Source organism: Prochlorococcus marinus str. MIT 0919 (assembly GCF_027359375.1).
In the GTDB taxonomy this organism is placed as follows: domain Bacteria; phylum Cyanobacteriota; class Cyanobacteriia; order PCC-6307; family Cyanobiaceae; genus Prochlorococcus_D.
Window position 1 is genome coordinate 999501 of the sequence record NZ_CP114779.1, and the last position, 16430, is coordinate 1015930.

A 16430-nucleotide genomic window follows, 5' to 3' on the forward strand; every position below is an offset into this window, starting at 1 on the left:
CCTCAAGACTCAGGGAATAATTGTATTGAATTGCCCTCGGCGAGCCTCACTATGGCTTTTTTCACCTGGGATCTTTTTCCAGCGAACCTCCCTACTCTTCGAGTCCTACGTGGAGGATTCATAGTACTGATGCCAATTACTTTGACATCAAACATTTTTTCGATAGCAGCTTTAATATCTGGCTTTGCAGCTCGAGGATCAACTTCAAAAGTGTACTGATTTAAATCCAACCCTCGTGTTGCTTTTTCTGTAATTAATGGGCGGCGAATTACGTCTGCCAAGCGTTCTTTAAACATTTTAGTCATCGCTATATACCTCCTGGATTGTGGACAACGCGTCTTCCCCAACAATCAAATAATTTGCATTTAACAGATCAAAAACATTCAGCTGATCTGCACCTATAACCTTGACTTTTTCAAGATTACGGATGGATCTACGAATAATTTCAGTTGGCTTTAACAGAATAATCAATACTTTTGAATCATGTGCTATGCCTAAACGACTGATTGCATCAACGATCTCACGAGTTTTTGGAGATTTTAATTTCAATCCAAAATCCTTAACCACCTTTAGATCGTCAATTCTTGCCATAAGAGCAGTACGCAAAGCAAGACGTCGCTCCTTCCTATTCATGTTGAGACTATAAGAGCGAGGCTTAGGACCAAAGATGATTCCACCACCTGGTCGCAAAGGAGTTCTTATAGAACCTTGCCTGGCTCTACCCGTCCCTTTTTGCTTATAGGGCTTGCGGCCTCCACCTCTAACCTCAGATCTAGTAAGAGTACTTGCATTACCATGCCTTGAATGCGCCTGCTGTCGTAATACAGCCCTATGCATCAAATCAACCGCTGTGGTCTCTTTGGCAACTTTTAAATTCAGACTAGTTTCACCAGTCTCTTTACCTTGCCAATCAAGAACAGTGCACTTAGCCATTATTTTTTACCTCCATCAATACTCTTGAATCCAACACGCTTCGCAGGTCGAATATTAAGAAGCGACCCTGGCTTGCCAGGAACTGATCCTTTAACTACTAATAAATTTCGGTCACTATCTATTTTCATGATCGTTAAGCCTCTGGTCGTTATTTTCTTGCCTCCATAACGTCCTGCCATTCGCTTCCCTGGATATATCCTGCCTGGAGTAGTTCCAGCACCGGTTGAACCAGGTTGACGATGATTCTTAGAGCCATGGCTCATAGGGCCACGACTAAATCCATGCCTTTTCTGGTAACCGGCGAACCCTCTGCCCATAGAATCACCACTAACATCAACTTTTTGACCAGCCTCAAAACTGCCAACAGTAATTTGATTGCCTAATTCATAAGTACCTAAATCCTCAACACGATACTCTCGCAGATGCCTAAGAAGATCTGCACCAGACTTGGAAATATGCCCCTTAGATGGTTTATTCACAAGCTTTTCACGAGTGATTCCAAATCCAATCTGAACAGCGGAATAACCATCTGTTGCCGAGCTTTTCAATTGAGTAATGCGACAAGGGCCTGCTTCAATCAAGGTGACGGGAACAGCTCTGCCCTGTTCATCAAAAAACTGGGACATGCCCAATTTCTTTCCTAAAATGCCAATAGACATGACGAGGGAATAGCGCCAGCTAAATAAAAAACAAAATCACAACGATTTTGGAATATGAACTGATTTATATAACAGTTGAGAATCGAAAAATTAACCGTTCAAACGGTAGCTTAATTCGATTTAAACTAGCAAAATCAGCTGGCTGAGACTTGGTCGAAAATAAAATTCGATCAGTTTCTCGACAGATATTGGGTAAACGAACCCTTTCTGCACTGGCCTATTGATCCGATGCAATCACCGAATCAGCTGTTCTTTCTGGAGGCCCGGCTAGCGTACGGGCACAGAAAAGCACAGCGATTTTATACAATACACCACAACGGTCATATAAAAACCGAGGCATTTCACTGCCATACTTTCTATAAATTGAATTACTTTCAAAAGCAATGCCTCTCTTGCTCTCAGGTAAAGAATTTCGTAATGACCTTGAAACTTATTCTTGTCTCGCAATACATGCTCCGCTTGAAGGTGGAGCCGAAACTCGTTTATTAAGACGTTTGAGAGCCGCTGGGTATAGAACTCAAATGACTTCTGCTAGAGGTTTTGGAGATCCAGAAGTTTTCTTATTGCAACTTCATGGAATCAGACCTCCTCACCTAGGTCACCAAAATGTAGGCAGAAATGGAGCGCTTGGGGAAGTACAAGAAGTGATTCCTCAATTGCATGAATTACTCGTTGATAAACAACCCTTAGCTCTGTGGCTCCTAGAAGGACAAACTTTATCTCGGTCGGAATTATCAGCATTATGTGACCTCTCTGAGCGAGACAATCAGCTCAAAATCATTGTGGAAATGGGCGGAGAACGGAAACTCAAATGGAGACCAATGCGTAAATTTTTAGAAGAGTAAAAAATCTAGTCCTGATGAAATAACGTGGAACAATACAAAATATGCAATTATTTTGTGTAAGTTAACAAAGTCTTTCTAAAGTCTCAATTTCCAATGGGGCGTCGCCAAGCGGTAAGGCAGCGGGTTTTGGTCTCGCCATTCCTAGGTTCGAATCCTAGCGCCCCAGTTTTTCAAAGTTTTTAGTGTCGATTAAGCCACTTTTAATTTTTGACTTTGATGGAGTCATTATTGATGGTCTTGTGGAGTACTGGAACAGTGCTCAAAAAGCGTACTTTCAGATAGTCAAACAGATTGACGAATTAAATGTTAATCAAGAGGTTCCTAATAGTTTTCGTGTATTGCGACCTTGGGTCAAAAATGGTTGGGAGATGGTCATTTTAGCTGGCGAAATTCTCGACCCTGAAAGCTCCTTAAATACCTTAGGCTCAAAAATATTTGCCCAGGATTATACAAAAAATTGCACTCAAGCACTGATAAAAAATAGTTGGTCGCCTGAGCAACTACAAAAAGCGCTTGATAATGTCCGTAAACAAGCTATTAATGACAATCCTCACGAATGGTTAGCCAGTCACAAAGAATTTCCTTTCGTCGTTCAACGGCTCAAGCAACTACATAATGAAGACACTGATTTTGGCGTTTTAACCACAAAAAGTGCGGAATTCACATCTAGTCTTTTAAATCACCTGCATATTTATCCAACACTGCTATACGGCCATGAGTCTGGAGAGAAAGCTGAAATACTCTATGAAATAGTAAAAACTCGTCCTGTTGCAGGCTTTATTGAAGACCGTAGATCGACTCTAGAAACCATTATAAATACTCCTGGACTCGAGTCTATAGATTGCTATTTAGCCACATGGGGTTATTTAAAGCCTGCTGATATGAGCAATCTTCCCTCAAAAATTCACTTATTAGAAAAAAAACAATTAATGTCCCCCTTGGCGAACTGGACTTAACTCGTTAGGGTACGTCTGTACTAATTAGAGACAATGGAAAGCTATGAGGATGGAATCCTGATTTAGTTCCACACTCGCAGAACTTTTCTCTTCTACTTTTCCACTGAACACAATGTCCGCCGTCCCCAAAACAAATCCATCCGCCAACACAGAATCTCGCCAAAGTGAGTCGCGATCAGAGGGAAGAGATAAAGCCCTCAATCTTGTCTTAGGTCAAATAGAAAGGAATTTTGGGAAAGGCTCAATCATGAGGCTGGGTGATGCCTCCAGAATGCGGGTGGAAACAATTTCGACTGGGGCTCTCACACTTGATCTTGCACTGGGAGGTGGATATCCCAAAGGAAGAGTGGTAGAAGTGTATGGACCAGAAAGCTCAGGCAAAACAACTCTGACATTACATGCCATCGCAGAAGTTCAACGAAATGGTGGAGTAGCAGCCTTTGTTGATGCAGAACATGCCTTGGATCCTGTTTATGCTGCGTCTTTAGGTGTTGATGTGGAAAATCTCTTGGTGTCACAGCCAGACACTGGTGAGATGGCATTGGAGATTGTCGACCAATTAATCAGATCTGCTGCCGTTGATCTGGTTGTTGTGGATTCAGTAGCTGCACTAACACCTCGATCGGAAATAGAAGGTGAAATGGGAGACCATGTAGTAGGGAGTCAAGCAAGATTAATGAGCCAGGCCATGAGAAAAATCACTGGCAATATTGGAAAATCTGGCTGCACAGTAATCTTCCTGAATCAACTCAGACTAAAAATAGGAGTTACCTATGGAAATCCTGAAACAACTACAGGTGGTAATGCACTTAAATTCTATGCGTCAGTAAGGCTAGATATTCGTCGTATTCAAACACTTAAAAGAGGGACAGAAGAATATGGGATCAGAGCAAAAGTCAAAGTAGCTAAAAATAAAGTCGCCCCTCCTTTTCGTATTGCTGAATTTGATATCTTATTTGGTCGAGGTATTAGCACCATTGGATGTCTCTTAGACTTGGCAGAGGAGACTGATGTTGTCACACGTAAGGGTGCTTGGTACAGCTACGAAGGAGACAATATAGGCCAAGGGAGGGATAACACAATTATATGGCTTGAACAAAATACAGCAGCTAAAGAAAAGATCGAGAAGCTAGTAAAACAAAAATTAACGGAAGGGTCAGAAGTCAGCGCCAATTCTATGAAACCTCTTGCTGCTGCAGCTCGTACAGGCACTACTCAACCTTCCATGAGTAAGGCTACAAGAGCTGCGTAAAAGCCTATGAATCCACGCTCTTAAGCGAAGGAAATAATAAAAGCTGCTTATTAATGCAAGTCAGCCGGAATCCACCAACCAAAAGCAGGGCCAATAACACGAACTATGACCCAAACTAAAACCAACGCCCCAATTCCAACCCAACCTCCTCGAATCGTTAAATCGATAAATTGATTCCTTTGCTTATCGGTAACTGGTAACCAAGAAAAGATTTTCTGTGAATCATTATTCTTTTTCTTAGGCCTAGGTGGTAGACCCTGTGCAGTTCTTCTGCGTGCTTCTCCCATAGGTCCTCATTGTTTTTTAGTAAGGATAAGATACCTAATCAGGCAATAAACGTTCCAATGGCGTCCAAGGCTCAAGCACTTTGAAAATCCTTTCCCCCCAACTCCTAGATCGAATACGTCCATCAAGAATAGCTAAACGTCCTTGGCACTTTCTAATTGGAAGAACTAATTGTGGGAAGAAGTTTAATAATTCTGGCAAAAGTAAATCTCTAAACCAATCTTGACCTCGCTGTTTATGAGCCTCAACCCTTGCAGCTATCAAAGGGATCTCCAAACTAGGAATTGGTAAAAGGCCAATAATTAACTGGTCAGGTGCAGGGAGTTGTTCTTGATAAGTTAACCACCACGAAGCATGGCAACAAATAACCCCGTTAGATTCTGGAGCAGTTGATTCTAAAATGACTCGTTTGCCAAATTCAGCAGCAAGCTCAGTAGTTAATTGTCTAAGCAAAAATTTATCATCTAACAAAATTATTGTTAATCCTTGGCGACCAAGAATTAACCGGCGACATTGATCTAAAAGGTATTCTGCAAAATATTCTGTGTTAGGCAAGGGCTGTCTTCTAGGTGCAAATACTTGTAGGGGTTCATGATGCTGAATGCTTGGCCCTCCGAGTTTGACCGCGACATCAAAAGGACCAAATAACGATCTAAATTGATTCTCGAGCAAATCATGCTGATTAAACCCACTTAGCATGATGTAAGAAGTTTCTTGAAAAAATTTCTTTAAATCTTCCAAGGGCTCAAGTGGTTGAAAATGCCAATACCAATCAAGTAATTTATGGTCCAACTCTGCCCAACTTGCCCACCCTTTCTTAGTAGCTTTAAGTACATCTGGCCAAGGAGTCGGTGAATCACCCAAAACACCTAAAAGGTCACTCAGTGCAAAAAAATCATTGAAGTCTGTCCGCACTGTTCCATCAATAGCAGTAACCATTGTAAAAAGTCTCTTGCTTAAGCGCTCATAAACTTCAATAAGAGCAGAAGATGCTGCAGGGTAAGCTCTACGGAGGGTATCCCAATCACTAGAAGAAACCTTTATAGACATAACTTCTCTTAAGCGACTACTAAAAAATTCGATTTCAGGAATAATTAATTGCTTAGCTTTTAAATGATCATTCTGGTAAGCCTCAAAAAAAGAACGGTGATCTAGCAACCAAAGCTGGCTATCAGTAGGGGGCGTCGCGCTCTCCCAAATAGACAAATTTAAACCTTCTCGCTGCAATCTAGGTAACTCAAAATTCAGGAGACGTAGACGTTGCCTTTCAGTAAGAACTAAAACAATTCCTTTACTATTCAAACAAAGTGGAACTAGAACTCCTAGCCATGAATTTTCTAATTCTCCTATCTGAAGTTGGATATAAGATTTATCCTTTCTCCGTAAACTTCTGCCAATTAACCTACTTAAGGTTAAATTGTGAGGCCAATCAAAAGAATCCTTCTGAAAAAGATTTTTTAAATGATTGTGGGCATAAGCTTCCATCATATACAAAGCCTACTCATCAAAAACTTTTAGGTATATATTGACCAAAGGATCAAAATGTAGGTAAACATCCTTTTTCAAGGTTAATGAAGTCTAATTCTAAGGGTTTAAATCAAATTGGTATAGTTGGTCTTGGCCTAATTGGTGGTTCAATAGGCTTAGATCTTCAAGCACAAGGGTATAAAGTTTGTGGCCTCGTGAATCGAGAATTAACAGTTAAAAAAGCTCAATCACGCAATCTTGCTCAAGTAATTGATACAGATCCCAAAATCCTTGCAAATTGTTCAATTATAATTTTAGCTCTACCTTTATCAGAAATTCTGAATCCATCAAGAGAACTATTAAACCATCTACCTATCAATGCTGTAATTACTGATGTTGGCTCAGTCAAAGTACCTGTAATAAAAACATGGACCAATTTACATCCACAATTTGTCGCTAGTCACCCAATGGCAGGAACCCATAAAAGTGGGGTAGAGGCTGGTCAACATAACCTTTTTAGAAATCGTCCTTGGGTTGCAACACCTACTAGAAGTACAAATTCTGAAGCAATCGAAATGGTCAAAAAGCTAGCGCAAGCATTGGGGAGTAAATGGATTATTGCTGATCCATACAATCATGATAAAGCAGTAGCATTAATTTCTCATTTACCAGTAATAGTAAGTGCCGCTTTACTCAATACAGCCACAGAAGACAACGACAATTTGTGGTATCTAGAACTTGCAAGAAAACTTGCATCTAGTGGTTTTAGTGATACGACCAGAGTTGGTGGTGGCAACCCTAAGCTTGGTGTCGATATGGCCTCTAACAATAGTCATTCAATACTTGAATTGTTGGACTTATACCAAGTTTCACTTGAAAACTTAAAGGAAATGATCGCGTCTAAGAAATGGGAAGAACTAAACAATGTATTGGACAAAGCTGCTAAAACCCGTTCTCAGTTCATTAACAACTAACTATCCCTTTATTGGGGAACTATTAAATTTCCACCTCTACTAGCCAATAATTGCCGGCAAGCCATTAGTGCCGATTGTGTAACACCAGCAGTACCTTCCCCTGGATAGATAGAATCTCCACATAGCCATAAACCGTTTAGTTGAGATCTACTTGGCAAGCCAAAAGGGCCAAAAGAATCCAAATTCTGCCCTAAACCACCGACAATACCCTCAGGACGACCTGTCCACTTAGCAAAGCTTCTTGGGGTGGCAAGTTCTTTATGCAACCATTTGTCAGGTGAAATATTTAAAGAAGAGTTTAGTAACCTGAGAATTTGTGTTAAAAATAATTCTTTTTTGTAGAGATAAGCATTTTCGTCCAGACCATTCCATAAAGAAACCTTAGTAAAGGCACTAGCAATAAAGGTTGCCTCACCTATAGGTGCTCTTCCATCGCCATCCAAGCTTATTGAACAAAATAATGAGCCAATTTCTGAAGAATATATTTGCAGATGGTTAGCACAAATTTCTTGTAGATGTTCTCGTGCGATTGCTCCGTAAAAGACCATTGCACCAGTTGGTTTAGGTAATTGCTCTAATCGTTGAAGATAGCGCTTTGGAATACTTGTATGATTTTTGATTAATTGCAAAAGGGATTGAGGGGGAAGACTAAATACCACATCCTTTGCAGTTAATTGCACTGTAGATCCAGTGTGATCTATAACATCAACTATCCAAGGTTGACTCTCCGTAGCAGGGATTAAACCTACAACCTTATGTTTTAAACGCAATTGTCCGCCATCACGCAGTAAGCAAGCTTCCAACGCATCACTGAGCTTTTGCATAGAGCCTTGTAGATGCCATAACCCAAGAGGAGCCTGTGCCATCTGTAATACAGTTGCGCCATATAACGCCGCTGTGCGCTCAGATGTTTCCTGGGAGTAAAGCTGAAGTTGCAGATCAAGAAATTTTTTCAGTCTGTAATCCTTGTGACATGAACACAACCAAAGAAGATCAGCTACTGATAGTCCAATAACTAAACCAGACAAAAGTGTAGTGAACCTCAATGCCTTTAAAGACTCTTTGATGTCCCATGCATTGGCTATAGGTAATACAGCATCTTGTTTAGCAAAATCCCAATTGCTTTGATGCAAAAAACTACATAACGACCAAAACTTCTCACTTCCTGGAAATTGTTTTTTACGTTCTTCTTTCCACTTGAGAGGTTGATGCCACAAATAAATAGGCGTGGTCCCATCTCCAAGATCCACTAAACAACCTGGGTCTAAAATCTCTCCGTAAGGTAGTGGATATTTAAGATGACGAAAAACTCTTTCATGTATACCACCTTCTTCGAGACCAGCCACTTGAGTAGCCCCTACATCAAAAACATACTTTCCCCTTTTAAAAGTTCCAGCACAGCCTCCTGTCTGAAAATGTGATTCTAAAAGAATGACATCGATACCTTCAGACGCTAGTAATGCAGACGCAGTTAACCCTGCAATTCCTCCTCCAATAACTATTACTTGCTCATTCGTCATAATCTCATCTTGGGGTTCTTAATAAAAACATCATGGAAACCTTTCTGATAGAACAAATAAATGGAAGTAATGGACCACTAGCAGGGTCTACGATAAAAAATACTACCTCTATAAAAGGAGGGTGTGTACATGATGCGTGGTGTCTGGAATTGAACGATGGAGAAAAGGTATTTGCCAAAACCAGTTCTCTTAAGAACTTTCAAATGCTCAAAGTCGAATCAGATGGACTAAAAGCATTGAACGAATACGCAAATAAAAACGTTCTTTATATTCCAAAACCTTTAATGGTCCAAAAATTAGAGACGCATTCAATTTTATTAATGCCTTGGATTAAATTCGCAAGAGGTGACGAATTAAAGCTTGGCGAAGGGCTTGCATTACTCCACAAAACCTCGGCAACAAAAGGGCAAGAATTTTTTGGATGGAGTGAAGATGGCTTTATAGGATTAGGTTCACAACTTAAAGGTTGGAAGAAACAATGGGGGGAATGTTTTACTGATCTACGGTTAAAACCACAAATTCAAATAGCTCAAAAATGGGGGTTAGATATCAATCTCAATAAACTAGATAAATTTCTTTCACAAATACGCTCTCTTTTAGACGAGCATGAACCAAGTCCATCTCTAGTGCATGGAGATCTATGGAAAGGTAATGCAGGTATAGACGAAAAAGGTTGCGGAATAATATTTGATCCAGCTGTTTGGTGGGCCGATAGAGAAGTTGATATTGCCATGACATTATTATTTGGTGGTTTCTCTAAAAATTTCTATGCTGGCTATCAAAAAATATGGCCCTTAGAAGAGAAGTGGGAGACAAGGGTAGATATTTATAACTTCTACCATCTACTAAACCACGCAAATATTTTCGGTGGATCGTACAAGTCACAATGCTATGAAGCTATCAAAAAAATATATAAAGTATTAAACACTGAATAATTTATATCGAACTTACCCTAGGTATTCCTTTCTAAGATTTTGAACTTTATCTACCACAGCTGTGCGTTTATCACTAGTTGTAAGATTCTGCCAACTCCATTGACCAACTACTACAACTCCCAACAATTCCAATAACCCTGGCAAAATCGGGAAAAAGTTAATTGTGTCAATTACAACTTTGATGATGATTTGAGCAACTATGACTACAGCAATAATCCCTGCTGCTTTGCCATACTTACCCATTTGAGACCAATCCACTTTGCCGAGAATTTCATTGGCCTTACCCATCGCATCACCAGCTCTTTCTGAAATGGTTGGCCCAGCAGAGGGCATGCTTGGGGTTGAGTCTTGATTGGACTCAGGAATAGCATCACTCATCTATAAAAACCTGCAATAAAATAAATTTGTGCAAACTTTAACTAAAGAATCTTTTTAATGCCAACATCTAAATAGAGATAATGCCGAACCCTGATAGAGAAAATTCCGTACAACACTCAATAAAAATGAACCAGCCAACAATTATTCGGTTCAAATCAAAGTGTGATGAAGCACTCAGGAAAAATATTTTGGCTCCTGCACCTGAAGAAGGATGTGCTTTGTTAATTGGAACTAAAGCAAACGGAAAAACTCTGACAAACGAATTGATATGGGAGGTAAGTGTAATTTGGCCTTGTTGCAATGTTTGGGAATGCAACATGCAAAACTTCCATAAAAATCAATGCCAAAAGAATATCGGGCAAGAAAAAGCTTCGAGAATTAATCGTTTTGCAATTGATCCAAGAGAACAACTTCGTGCACAAAAATGGGCTCGAAATGAGAAACTATCAATATTGGGTAGTGCTCATTCACACCCTTCTTCTTCAGCAATCCCATCAAAACTTGATCTATCTATGAATTATTCAACGGGGTTGATGACGATCATTAATGGACTAGGTGAAATTCGTGCTTGGTGGGTCAATAATCAAACAAAGAAAACCTTAACTGAAATTAAAATTCAATTTCACTCTTAGTCAAATTTAACAACCATCTTTCTATGTCAATACAACCTATAAAAAATACTAATTGTACATTATCTTCTCAAGAATTAAAGCGTTATTCCAGACATTTATCCTTACCTGAAATTGGAGTTAATGGTCAAGAGAAATTAAAAAATAGTTCTGTACTTTGCATAGGTTGTGGAGGGCTTGGGTCGCCTCTATTGGTTTATCTTGCAGCAGCTGGAATTGGCAGAATCGGAATTATTGATCCTGACCTTGTAGAAGAATCAAACTTACAAAGACAAATTATTCATAAAACCGAATCAATTGGCAAAGCAAAAGTTAACTCTGCAAGATCAAGTATAAAAGCACTAAATCCTTTCTGTAGTGTAGAAACCTTTCAAGCATGTCTTACTAAGAGTAATGCTTTAGAAATTATCAAACAATTTGATATAATATGTGATTGTAGTGATAACTTCCCAAGCAGGTATTTAATCAATGATTCGTGTGTAATTCTAGAAAAGCCTCATATATATGGAGCAATTTCCAAGTTTGAAGGACAAGCATCTGTATTTAATATAGATCAGGATAGTCCGAACTTTAGAGATTTAGTACCAACTCCACCGCCTATGAATCTTTTACCATCTTGTAGTGAGGCTGGTGTTATGGGAATACTTCCTGGGATAATTGGTATCATTCAGGCCACAGAAACAATTAAGATTATTACTGGCATAGGGACTTCATTAAGTGGCAGACTTCTAGTCTTTAATGCACTCGATATGAAATTTAAAGAATTAAACCTTAAAAAAGAATCTAATAGAGAAAAGATAAAAAATTTAATTGATTATGAAACATTCTGCTCTGAAAAAATGCCAGATTTCAAAGCAATTAATATATCACCCAAAAAGCTAAATGATTTAATGGAAAAAGATCCAGAAAATACTATTTTATTGGATGTAAGGAATGAAGAAGAATATTTAATTAACTCAATTCCAGGTTCGATTTTAATACCCCTAGTTAATATCCAAAATGGTGATGCTATTAAAAGAATTGAGGAGCTGAGTAAGAATAAGATTTTATATATACATTGTAAGACTGGTCAAAGATCATTAGAAGCAATTTATATCTTGCAGAAATATGGAATTAAAGCGATTAATATCGAAGGAGGAATAAATTCGTGGAACCAAATTAAATATTTGTAAAACGCTTTAAGCAACCTAATAATCTACGCCCCTTTTAAGGTTAACACCCTGCTCAGCATAATGTTTATGGCAAACCATCTCTGAATGAACACTAGCTAGGTCAAAATATGAAGGATAATTCTTACACCGGCCTGTAATTATAACTTCAGTTTCAGTTGGTTTACGCAACAAAGTTTCAACTATAGGTTCTTCTGGAAGAAGCTCTAAGTCAACTGTAGGGTTTAATTCATCAAGGATAACCGTCTTATAAAGACCACTGTCTATTGCCGCGCGCGCAATTTCCCAAGCCCGCTCAGCTTCAACATAATCAATAGGCTGCTGTTGACCTCGCCAAACAATCGCATCCCTTCCTGAACGAAGATGATCGACTAAATGAGGATAGCTTTCACGCAATGCAGCAATCGCGGCATCCTCTGTATAGCCACTACCTCCCTTTAACCATTGCAAGATTAGAACTCGGTGACTTTTATCCTGACTAATGCCACGTCCAATAGCCTGTAAAGCCTTCCCTAAAGCACTAGTAGATTTGCCCTTACCTTCACCTGTATATATTTCGATGCCACCTGAGAAATTAAATTGGGGCAATAATTCATCTGCATCATCAAGGCGTCTATGAGCTCTCATCTCTGAATGCAATTCAGCAATATTGATAAGAGCTTGTGGTGCTGCCCTACCAGTAACAATGATCTCCATCCCCTCTGATCGAGATCCAAGAGTTTTAACCACATCATCCAAAGGAAGTAACCCAAGATCCAAAACAGGATTCAACTCATCTAAAACAATTACTGAATACAAATCACTAGCAATTGCTCCTTTGGCAATATTCCAACCTCTTTGAGCTTCACTAGCATCAAATTTCGTAGCCCCTTCAGCAGTAAAAAAATCTGCTCTTCCAGTGCGCACTTGATCAATTAAGTGAGGAAAACCTTGTTGAAGGGCCTCTATAGCAGCATCTTCGTCATATTCCCTCCCAGGACCTTTTAAAAAACGTAAAAGAAGAACTCTTGTTCTTCTTTTCTCACAGATGCCCAAGCCTATAGTTCTTAAAACAACTCCTAATGCAGCTTGGCTTTTACCCTTTCCATCACCATCATAAATATGTAATTGGCCGTGACTGCGTTCTTTGCTATCAGTTGCAGTAACTATTCCAATACGTTTTGTGCGACTTGCAGCTGGCGCCTGAGTCTGTTTAATGACAACCTTAGTTTCTTCCTGTTCTGATTCCATAGAAGAATCTCACTACAAGTCAAGCTTAACCAGATCCACCAATGAAGATGGTTTTCAAGAAAATGTTGAAAAAATGCAATTAAAACTTCAAGAGGATCTCAATCAATCTCAATTAGAAAAGCTTGAACGCTTAAGAAAGTTGATTAAAACCGTAAAGAAAGCCTGCGTTGCATATTCTGGAGGAGTTGATAGTTCCTTAATTGCTGCAATAGCTCAAGAACAATTAGGTGATAATGCACTTGCAGTGACAGGCGTCTCACATTCACTAGCTCCCCATCTCAGGGAAGAAGCTAAGCAACAAGCTGCTTGGATTGGCATTAAACATACTGAATGCCGAACAAATGAGCTTACAAACCCTGACTATTTTGAAAATCCACTCAATAGATGTTTTGCCTGTAAACAAGAATTGCATATTCACCTTAAAAATATTACAAACAAGTTCCAAGGAGCTGTAGTAATTGATGGGGTCAATTTTGATGACCTTAAAGATCATCGACCAGGAATTGACGCTGCTCGCCTCGCAGGTGTAAGGTCTCCACTCGCAGAGCTTCAAATTACAAAATCAACAATTCGAGAGATCTCAAAAGCCCTTGGTTTTCCATGGTGGGACAAACCTGCTCAACCATGCTTAGCGTCAAGATTTCCTTATGGTGAGTCAATTACTTCAATGCGTCTACAGCAAGTCGCAAGTGCTGAAAAGTGGCTAATCGATAAGGGGTTCTCAGAAGTCCGAGTACGTGTTCAAGGACCCAATGCCAAAATTGAAATCCCTAAGAAAAATATAAAGGATTTATTATTAACAACAAAAAGAGAAGAAGTTGTACATTATTTCCTCTCTATTGGCTTCTCATCAATAAGTCTAGACCTTGAAGGGCTAGTAAGTGGAAAGCTAAATAGGGGCAATGCTGCAGGAGAAGAAAGCATAAATTAAATCATTCTGGCGACAAATTTTTTGATCTGTATATCTAGACGAGACTGTGTGGTGTATCCCTAGTGATGTTTTTTAAAGAGCGATGTTTTGCTTGCAACTCCTTTGCAAGAAAATCACATGCTTTTTCAGGGAGAGTATGTTCTCCACAGGTGAAAACATCCACAGCTGCATATCTAATTTCTGGCCAAGTATGTATTGAAATATGAGACTCAGCCAATAGAGCTAATCCTGTGACTCCAAATGGCTGAAATTTATGGGTAATTAAGTTGAGAAGCTTCGCACCAGAAGCTTTTGCTGAAAGTGTGATAGTTGTTCTAATAAACGCTTCATCATTGATTTTGACTGCATCGCATTCGTAAAGTTCAAGAATACAATGCTTGCCAAGCATTCTTTTGAGTTTAGCTTTTCTTTTTTCAGCAGCTACATAATTATCACTATCCCTATCGCTCCATCCAGGGTTTGGATGTAAACAAGAAGTATTTGGGTCCATGCAATAACCTTCAACGATTTCTTACATTAGCCGACTAACTACGCTCCTTATTGATTCTCCAATCGCAGAATTTGGGAATCTACTTTCCAGTCACCTTCAAATGCCTCAAGATGAGTAGCACTAATTAGGCATTGATGATTTTTACCAACAGCCTCAAGCAGTAATAACTGCCTAGAAGGGTCTAATTCTGCTAAAACATCATCCAAGAGCAGGATTGGGTGATCCCCATATACTTCACTGAGGAGTTCTAACTCAGCAAGTTTAAGAGCTAAGACTATAGTTCTTTGCTGCCCTGCTGATCCAAATCTCCTTCCAGAAACACCATTGATTAAGAATTCAATCTCATCTCGATGTGGCCCCACTTTGCAACTACCTATTTTCTTCTCAATAGGCCTCTGGCAAAGTAGCTGCTCTTGAATACTCGTACTCCATTTCAACTCATCCTCGTCCTCGTCCTCGTCTAAGACAGATCCTGGCAAATAACTAATCATTAAATTCTCTTTCCCATTGCTCAGCCTTTGTTGCCACAACGAAGCTAAAGGTTTCAGCCTTAATAAAGCTCGTTTTCTACGTCTGTGAATCCTTGTGCTAATTAATGCCATCTGCACATCAAAAGTGTCCAATAGAGCATCAATTTCTGATGAAGAAACATTTCTCCAATTTCGCAAGAGTTGATTCCTTTGTCTCAATAGTCGCAGCGATCTACTTATTAAATCTGAGTACACTGGTTCCAATTGAAGGACAACTCGATCAAGCCAAGTTCTACGTAATGACGGTTCCCCTCTCACTAATGGCAAATCAAGAGCACTAAACCCCACGCATCGCATGGGGCCTATTAAGTCTAATTGCCTTGTTAAGAGTTTTTCATTCTTATAGGCTCTTCGACCACCCTTCCTGCTTAACTCTAAGCCTAATTTATCTGTCTCGTCAGTAATAGCTTCTATTAAAGCAATCTGTTCATCCCACTTAATAAGATCTTTGTCAGTACTTGAGCGATGAGATCGCAAACTACCCAGAAGTTCAACAGCCTCTAATAAGTTTGATTTACCCAGGCCATTTGAGCCAACAACTAAAAGGCGTTTTTCAGTCAACTCAAATTTGAGCCGCCTGTAATTGCGGAAACAATTTAGTTCTAGGTGGTGAAGACTAATCTTACTTTTGCAACCTTTAGCTAAGGTAGCGAAATAGAGGCTTTAAAAGCGAAGTCTCCCATAGCGGCATATCGCCGATTCGGGCATGTAGCTCAGCTGGATAGAGCATCAGATTCCGGTTCTGAGAGTCGGGGGTTCGAGTCCCTCCATGCTCGTCAATTATTAAACAACTAACGAAGCCTATAGGCCATTACTCTAATCCCACTTGGATCCAACAAAAAACCCTGAGCTTTCAAAGCATCAAACGCCATGGAAGGTGCAGCCAATGAAACACTACATCCAGGTAATTCCTTTCTAATAATCAAAAGGGATTGATGTACTAATACACCAAAAAATTGCTTTTGATAATGCCCGGGCTCAGCAACAAGATCCCAAAGATTTGCATTTAGCCCTTTATCACTCGTTACACGAACAAACCCACACAATTTATTTGTCTTATTTTCTTTCAAGCTTGCATTACAAAAACTATTTTTCAAAGCTAAAACTAATTTCCTAGGTGGGTGAGCTTCTCCATAGCACCTCGATAAAAGTTTATTCAATTCATTAGGAGATGGAGGTACTTTCAGGTCTAAATAAAAGCCCTTAGGAATTTGAGGTGTCTTAGAGTTCTGGAAAGGAAGCAAGTC

Annotated in this window: 19 protein-coding genes and 2 tRNA genes; 10 read left to right on the forward strand and 11 right to left on the reverse strand. The window is 39.5% G+C overall.

What is annotated here, in order from left to right; genetic code table 11:
- Positions 1 to 2 precede the first annotated feature (2 nt).
- The 3 genes from O5635_RS05615 to rplC are packed head-to-tail and all read right to left on the reverse strand — an operon-like array spanning position 3 to position 1592.
- The gene (locus tag O5635_RS05615) at positions 3 to 305 is read right to left on the reverse strand and encodes a 50S ribosomal protein L23 (RefSeq protein WP_036900664.1); all 303 of its coding nucleotides are present in this window, start codon (positions 303 to 305) and stop codon (positions 3 to 5) included.
- Complete coding sequence (rplD, locus tag O5635_RS05620) at positions 298 to 933, reverse strand: 50S ribosomal protein L4 (protein ID WP_036900667.1); 636 nt, start codon at positions 931 to 933, stop codon at positions 298 to 300. The genes O5635_RS05615 and rplD overlap by 8 nt, the downstream gene beginning before the upstream one ends.
- Positions 933 to 1592: a 50S ribosomal protein L3 gene (gene rplC, locus O5635_RS05625; protein WP_036900670.1), complete on the reverse strand. Its 660-nt coding sequence runs from the start codon at positions 1590 to 1592 to the stop codon at positions 933 to 935. The genes rplD and rplC overlap by 1 nt, the downstream gene beginning before the upstream one ends.
- 383 nt (positions 1593 to 1975) lie before the next feature.
- Here rplC and ndhN point away from each other — a divergent pair, with 383 nt between their 5' ends.
- The 4 genes from ndhN (at position 1976) to recA (ending at position 4645) form a co-directional block, all read left to right on the forward strand.
- On the forward strand, positions 1976 to 2437 hold the full coding sequence (ndhN, locus tag O5635_RS05630) for an NAD(P)H-quinone oxidoreductase subunit N (protein ID WP_036900672.1): 462 nt from the start codon (positions 1976 to 1978) through the stop codon (positions 2435 to 2437).
- Between the two features lie 94 nt (positions 2438 to 2531).
- A tRNA-Gln gene (locus tag O5635_RS05635) sits at positions 2532 to 2603 on the forward strand.
- Between the two features lie 16 nt (positions 2604 to 2619).
- Positions 2620 to 3393, forward strand: a complete 774-nt coding sequence (locus O5635_RS05640) for an HAD family hydrolase (RefSeq protein ID WP_269607183.1) — start codon at positions 2620 to 2622, stop codon at positions 3391 to 3393.
- Between the two features lie 112 nt (positions 3394 to 3505).
- A complete protein-coding gene (recA, locus tag O5635_RS05645) occupies positions 3506 to 4645 on the forward strand; it encodes a recombinase RecA (protein WP_036900678.1) in 1140 nt (379 codons plus the stop codon).
- A 50-nt stretch (positions 4646 to 4695) separates the two neighbouring features.
- Here recA and O5635_RS05650 read toward each other — a convergent pair whose 3' ends face one another.
- Positions 4696 to 4932, reverse strand: coding sequence for a DUF2839 domain-containing protein (locus O5635_RS05650; RefSeq protein ID WP_036900681.1), 237 nt, complete (start codon positions 4930 to 4932; stop codon positions 4696 to 4698).
- A gap of 34 nt (positions 4933 to 4966) precedes the next feature.
- Positions 4967 to 6418 (reverse strand): helicase, encoded by a 1452-nt coding sequence (locus tag O5635_RS05655; RefSeq protein ID WP_036900683.1) that lies wholly within the window; start codon positions 6416 to 6418, stop codon positions 4967 to 4969.
- Positions 6419 to 6501: 83 nt separating this feature from the next.
- Here O5635_RS05655 and O5635_RS05660 point away from each other — a divergent pair, with 83 nt between their 5' ends.
- Entirely contained in the window at positions 6502 to 7371 is an 870-nt protein-coding gene (locus tag O5635_RS05660) for a prephenate/arogenate dehydrogenase (RefSeq protein ID WP_036900684.1), read from the forward strand.
- 8 nt (positions 7372 to 7379) lie between these two features.
- Here O5635_RS05660 and crtD read toward each other — a convergent pair whose 3' ends face one another.
- Complete coding sequence (crtD, locus tag O5635_RS05665; protein WP_036900685.1) at positions 7380 to 8891, reverse strand: C-3',4' desaturase CrtD; 1512 nt, start codon at positions 8889 to 8891, stop codon at positions 7380 to 7382.
- Between the two features lie 32 nt (positions 8892 to 8923).
- On the opposite strand from crtD, the gene O5635_RS05670 reads away from it, so the two are divergent.
- Positions 8924 to 9826 (forward strand): fructosamine kinase family protein, encoded by a 903-nt coding sequence (locus tag O5635_RS05670; RefSeq protein ID WP_036900687.1) that lies wholly within the window; start codon positions 8924 to 8926, stop codon positions 9824 to 9826.
- A 12-nt stretch (positions 9827 to 9838) separates the two neighbouring features.
- Here the strand turns inward: O5635_RS05670 and O5635_RS05675 are convergent, their stop codons facing one another.
- Positions 9839 to 10204: a CAAD domain-containing protein gene (locus tag O5635_RS05675; protein WP_036900688.1), complete on the reverse strand. Its 366-nt coding sequence runs from the start codon at positions 10202 to 10204 to the stop codon at positions 9839 to 9841.
- A gap of 80 nt (positions 10205 to 10284) precedes the next feature.
- Between O5635_RS05675 and O5635_RS05680 the strand changes: the two genes are divergently transcribed.
- Both O5635_RS05680 and moeB read left to right on the forward strand, forming a co-directional pair.
- A complete protein-coding gene (locus O5635_RS05680; protein ID WP_052042633.1) occupies positions 10285 to 10836 on the forward strand; it encodes a Mov34/MPN/PAD-1 family protein in 552 nt (183 codons plus the stop codon).
- A 23-nt stretch (positions 10837 to 10859) separates the two neighbouring features.
- Positions 10860 to 12005, forward strand: a complete 1146-nt coding sequence (moeB, locus tag O5635_RS05685; protein WP_052042640.1) for a molybdopterin-synthase adenylyltransferase MoeB — start codon at positions 10860 to 10862, stop codon at positions 12003 to 12005.
- Positions 12006 to 12020: 15 nt separating this feature from the next.
- On the opposite strand, the gene O5635_RS05690 is transcribed toward moeB, so the two are convergent.
- Positions 12021 to 13232: a cob(I)yrinic acid a,c-diamide adenosyltransferase gene (locus O5635_RS05690; protein WP_081934252.1), complete on the reverse strand. Its 1212-nt coding sequence runs from the start codon at positions 13230 to 13232 to the stop codon at positions 12021 to 12023.
- 73 nt (positions 13233 to 13305) lie between these two features.
- Here O5635_RS05690 and larE point away from each other — a divergent pair, with 73 nt between their 5' ends.
- Positions 13306 to 14163: an ATP-dependent sacrificial sulfur transferase LarE gene (gene larE, locus O5635_RS05695; RefSeq protein ID WP_036900690.1), complete on the forward strand. Its 858-nt coding sequence runs from the start codon at positions 13306 to 13308 to the stop codon at positions 14161 to 14163.
- A gap of 34 nt (positions 14164 to 14197) precedes the next feature.
- On the opposite strand, the gene speD is transcribed toward larE, so the two are convergent.
- Together speD and recF are read right to left on the reverse strand one after the other, a co-directional pair.
- Positions 14198 to 14653: an adenosylmethionine decarboxylase gene (speD, locus tag O5635_RS05700; protein WP_036900694.1), complete on the reverse strand. Its 456-nt coding sequence runs from the start codon at positions 14651 to 14653 to the stop codon at positions 14198 to 14200.
- 47 nt (positions 14654 to 14700) lie between these two features.
- A complete protein-coding gene (gene recF / locus O5635_RS05705) occupies positions 14701 to 15804 on the reverse strand; it encodes a DNA replication/repair protein RecF (RefSeq protein WP_072013245.1) in 1104 nt (367 codons plus the stop codon).
- Positions 15805 to 15885: 81 nt separating this feature from the next.
- On the opposite strand from recF, the gene O5635_RS05710 reads away from it, so the two are divergent.
- Positions 15886 to 15959 (forward strand) — tRNA-Arg (locus O5635_RS05710).
- Between the two features lie 15 nt (positions 15960 to 15974).
- Here the strand turns inward: O5635_RS05710 and O5635_RS05715 are convergent.
- Entirely contained in the window at positions 15975 to 16427 is a 453-nt protein-coding gene (locus O5635_RS05715; protein WP_036900697.1) for a hypothetical protein, read from the reverse strand.
- Between the last annotated feature and the right edge of the window lie 3 nt (positions 16428 to 16430).

Excerpts from the sequence above, each read along its gene's own strand:
- moeB (WP_052042640.1), top strand. The coding sequence starts at position 10,860 with ATGTCAATACAACCTATAAAAAATACTAATTGTACATTATCTTCTCAA.
- O5635_RS05680 (WP_052042633.1), top strand. The coding sequence starts at position 10,285 with ATGCCGAACCCTGATAGAGAAAATTCCGTACAACACTCAATAAAAATG.
- O5635_RS05615 (WP_036900664.1), bottom strand. The coding sequence starts at position 305 with ATGACTAAAATGTTTAAAGAACGCTTGGCAGACGTAATTCGCCGCCCA.
- rplD (WP_036900667.1), bottom strand. The coding sequence starts at position 933 with ATGGCTAAGTGCACTGTTCTTGATTGGCAAGGTAAAGAGACTGGTGAA.
- speD (WP_036900694.1), bottom strand. The coding sequence starts at position 14,653 with ATGGACCCAAATACTTCTTGTTTACATCCAAACCCTGGATGGAGCGAT.
- O5635_RS05670 (WP_036900687.1), top strand. The coding sequence starts at position 8,924 with ATGGAAACCTTTCTGATAGAACAAATAAATGGAAGTAATGGACCACTA.
- O5635_RS05675 (WP_036900688.1), bottom strand. The coding sequence starts at position 10,204 with ATGAGTGATGCTATTCCTGAGTCCAATCAAGACTCAACCCCAAGCATG.
- larE (WP_036900690.1), top strand. The coding sequence starts at position 13,306 with ATGCAATTAAAACTTCAAGAGGATCTCAATCAATCTCAATTAGAAAAG.
- O5635_RS05690 (WP_081934252.1), bottom strand. The coding sequence starts at position 13,232 with ATGGAATCAGAACAGGAAGAAACTAAGGTTGTCATTAAACAGACTCAG.
- O5635_RS05650 (WP_036900681.1), bottom strand. The coding sequence starts at position 4,932 with ATGGGAGAAGCACGCAGAAGAACTGCACAGGGTCTACCACCTAGGCCT.
- O5635_RS05655 (WP_036900683.1), bottom strand. The coding sequence starts at position 6,418 with ATGATGGAAGCTTATGCCCACAATCATTTAAAAAATCTTTTTCAGAAG.
- rplC (WP_036900670.1), bottom strand. The coding sequence starts at position 1,592 with ATGTCTATTGGCATTTTAGGAAAGAAATTGGGCATGTCCCAGTTTTTT.
- crtD (WP_036900685.1), bottom strand. The coding sequence starts at position 8,891 with ATGACGAATGAGCAAGTAATAGTTATTGGAGGAGGAATTGCAGGGTTA.
- recA (WP_036900678.1), top strand. The coding sequence starts at position 3,506 with ATGTCCGCCGTCCCCAAAACAAATCCATCCGCCAACACAGAATCTCGC.
- ndhN (WP_036900672.1), top strand. The coding sequence starts at position 1,976 with ATGCCTCTCTTGCTCTCAGGTAAAGAATTTCGTAATGACCTTGAAACT.
- O5635_RS05660 (WP_036900684.1), top strand. The coding sequence starts at position 6,502 with ATGAAGTCTAATTCTAAGGGTTTAAATCAAATTGGTATAGTTGGTCTT.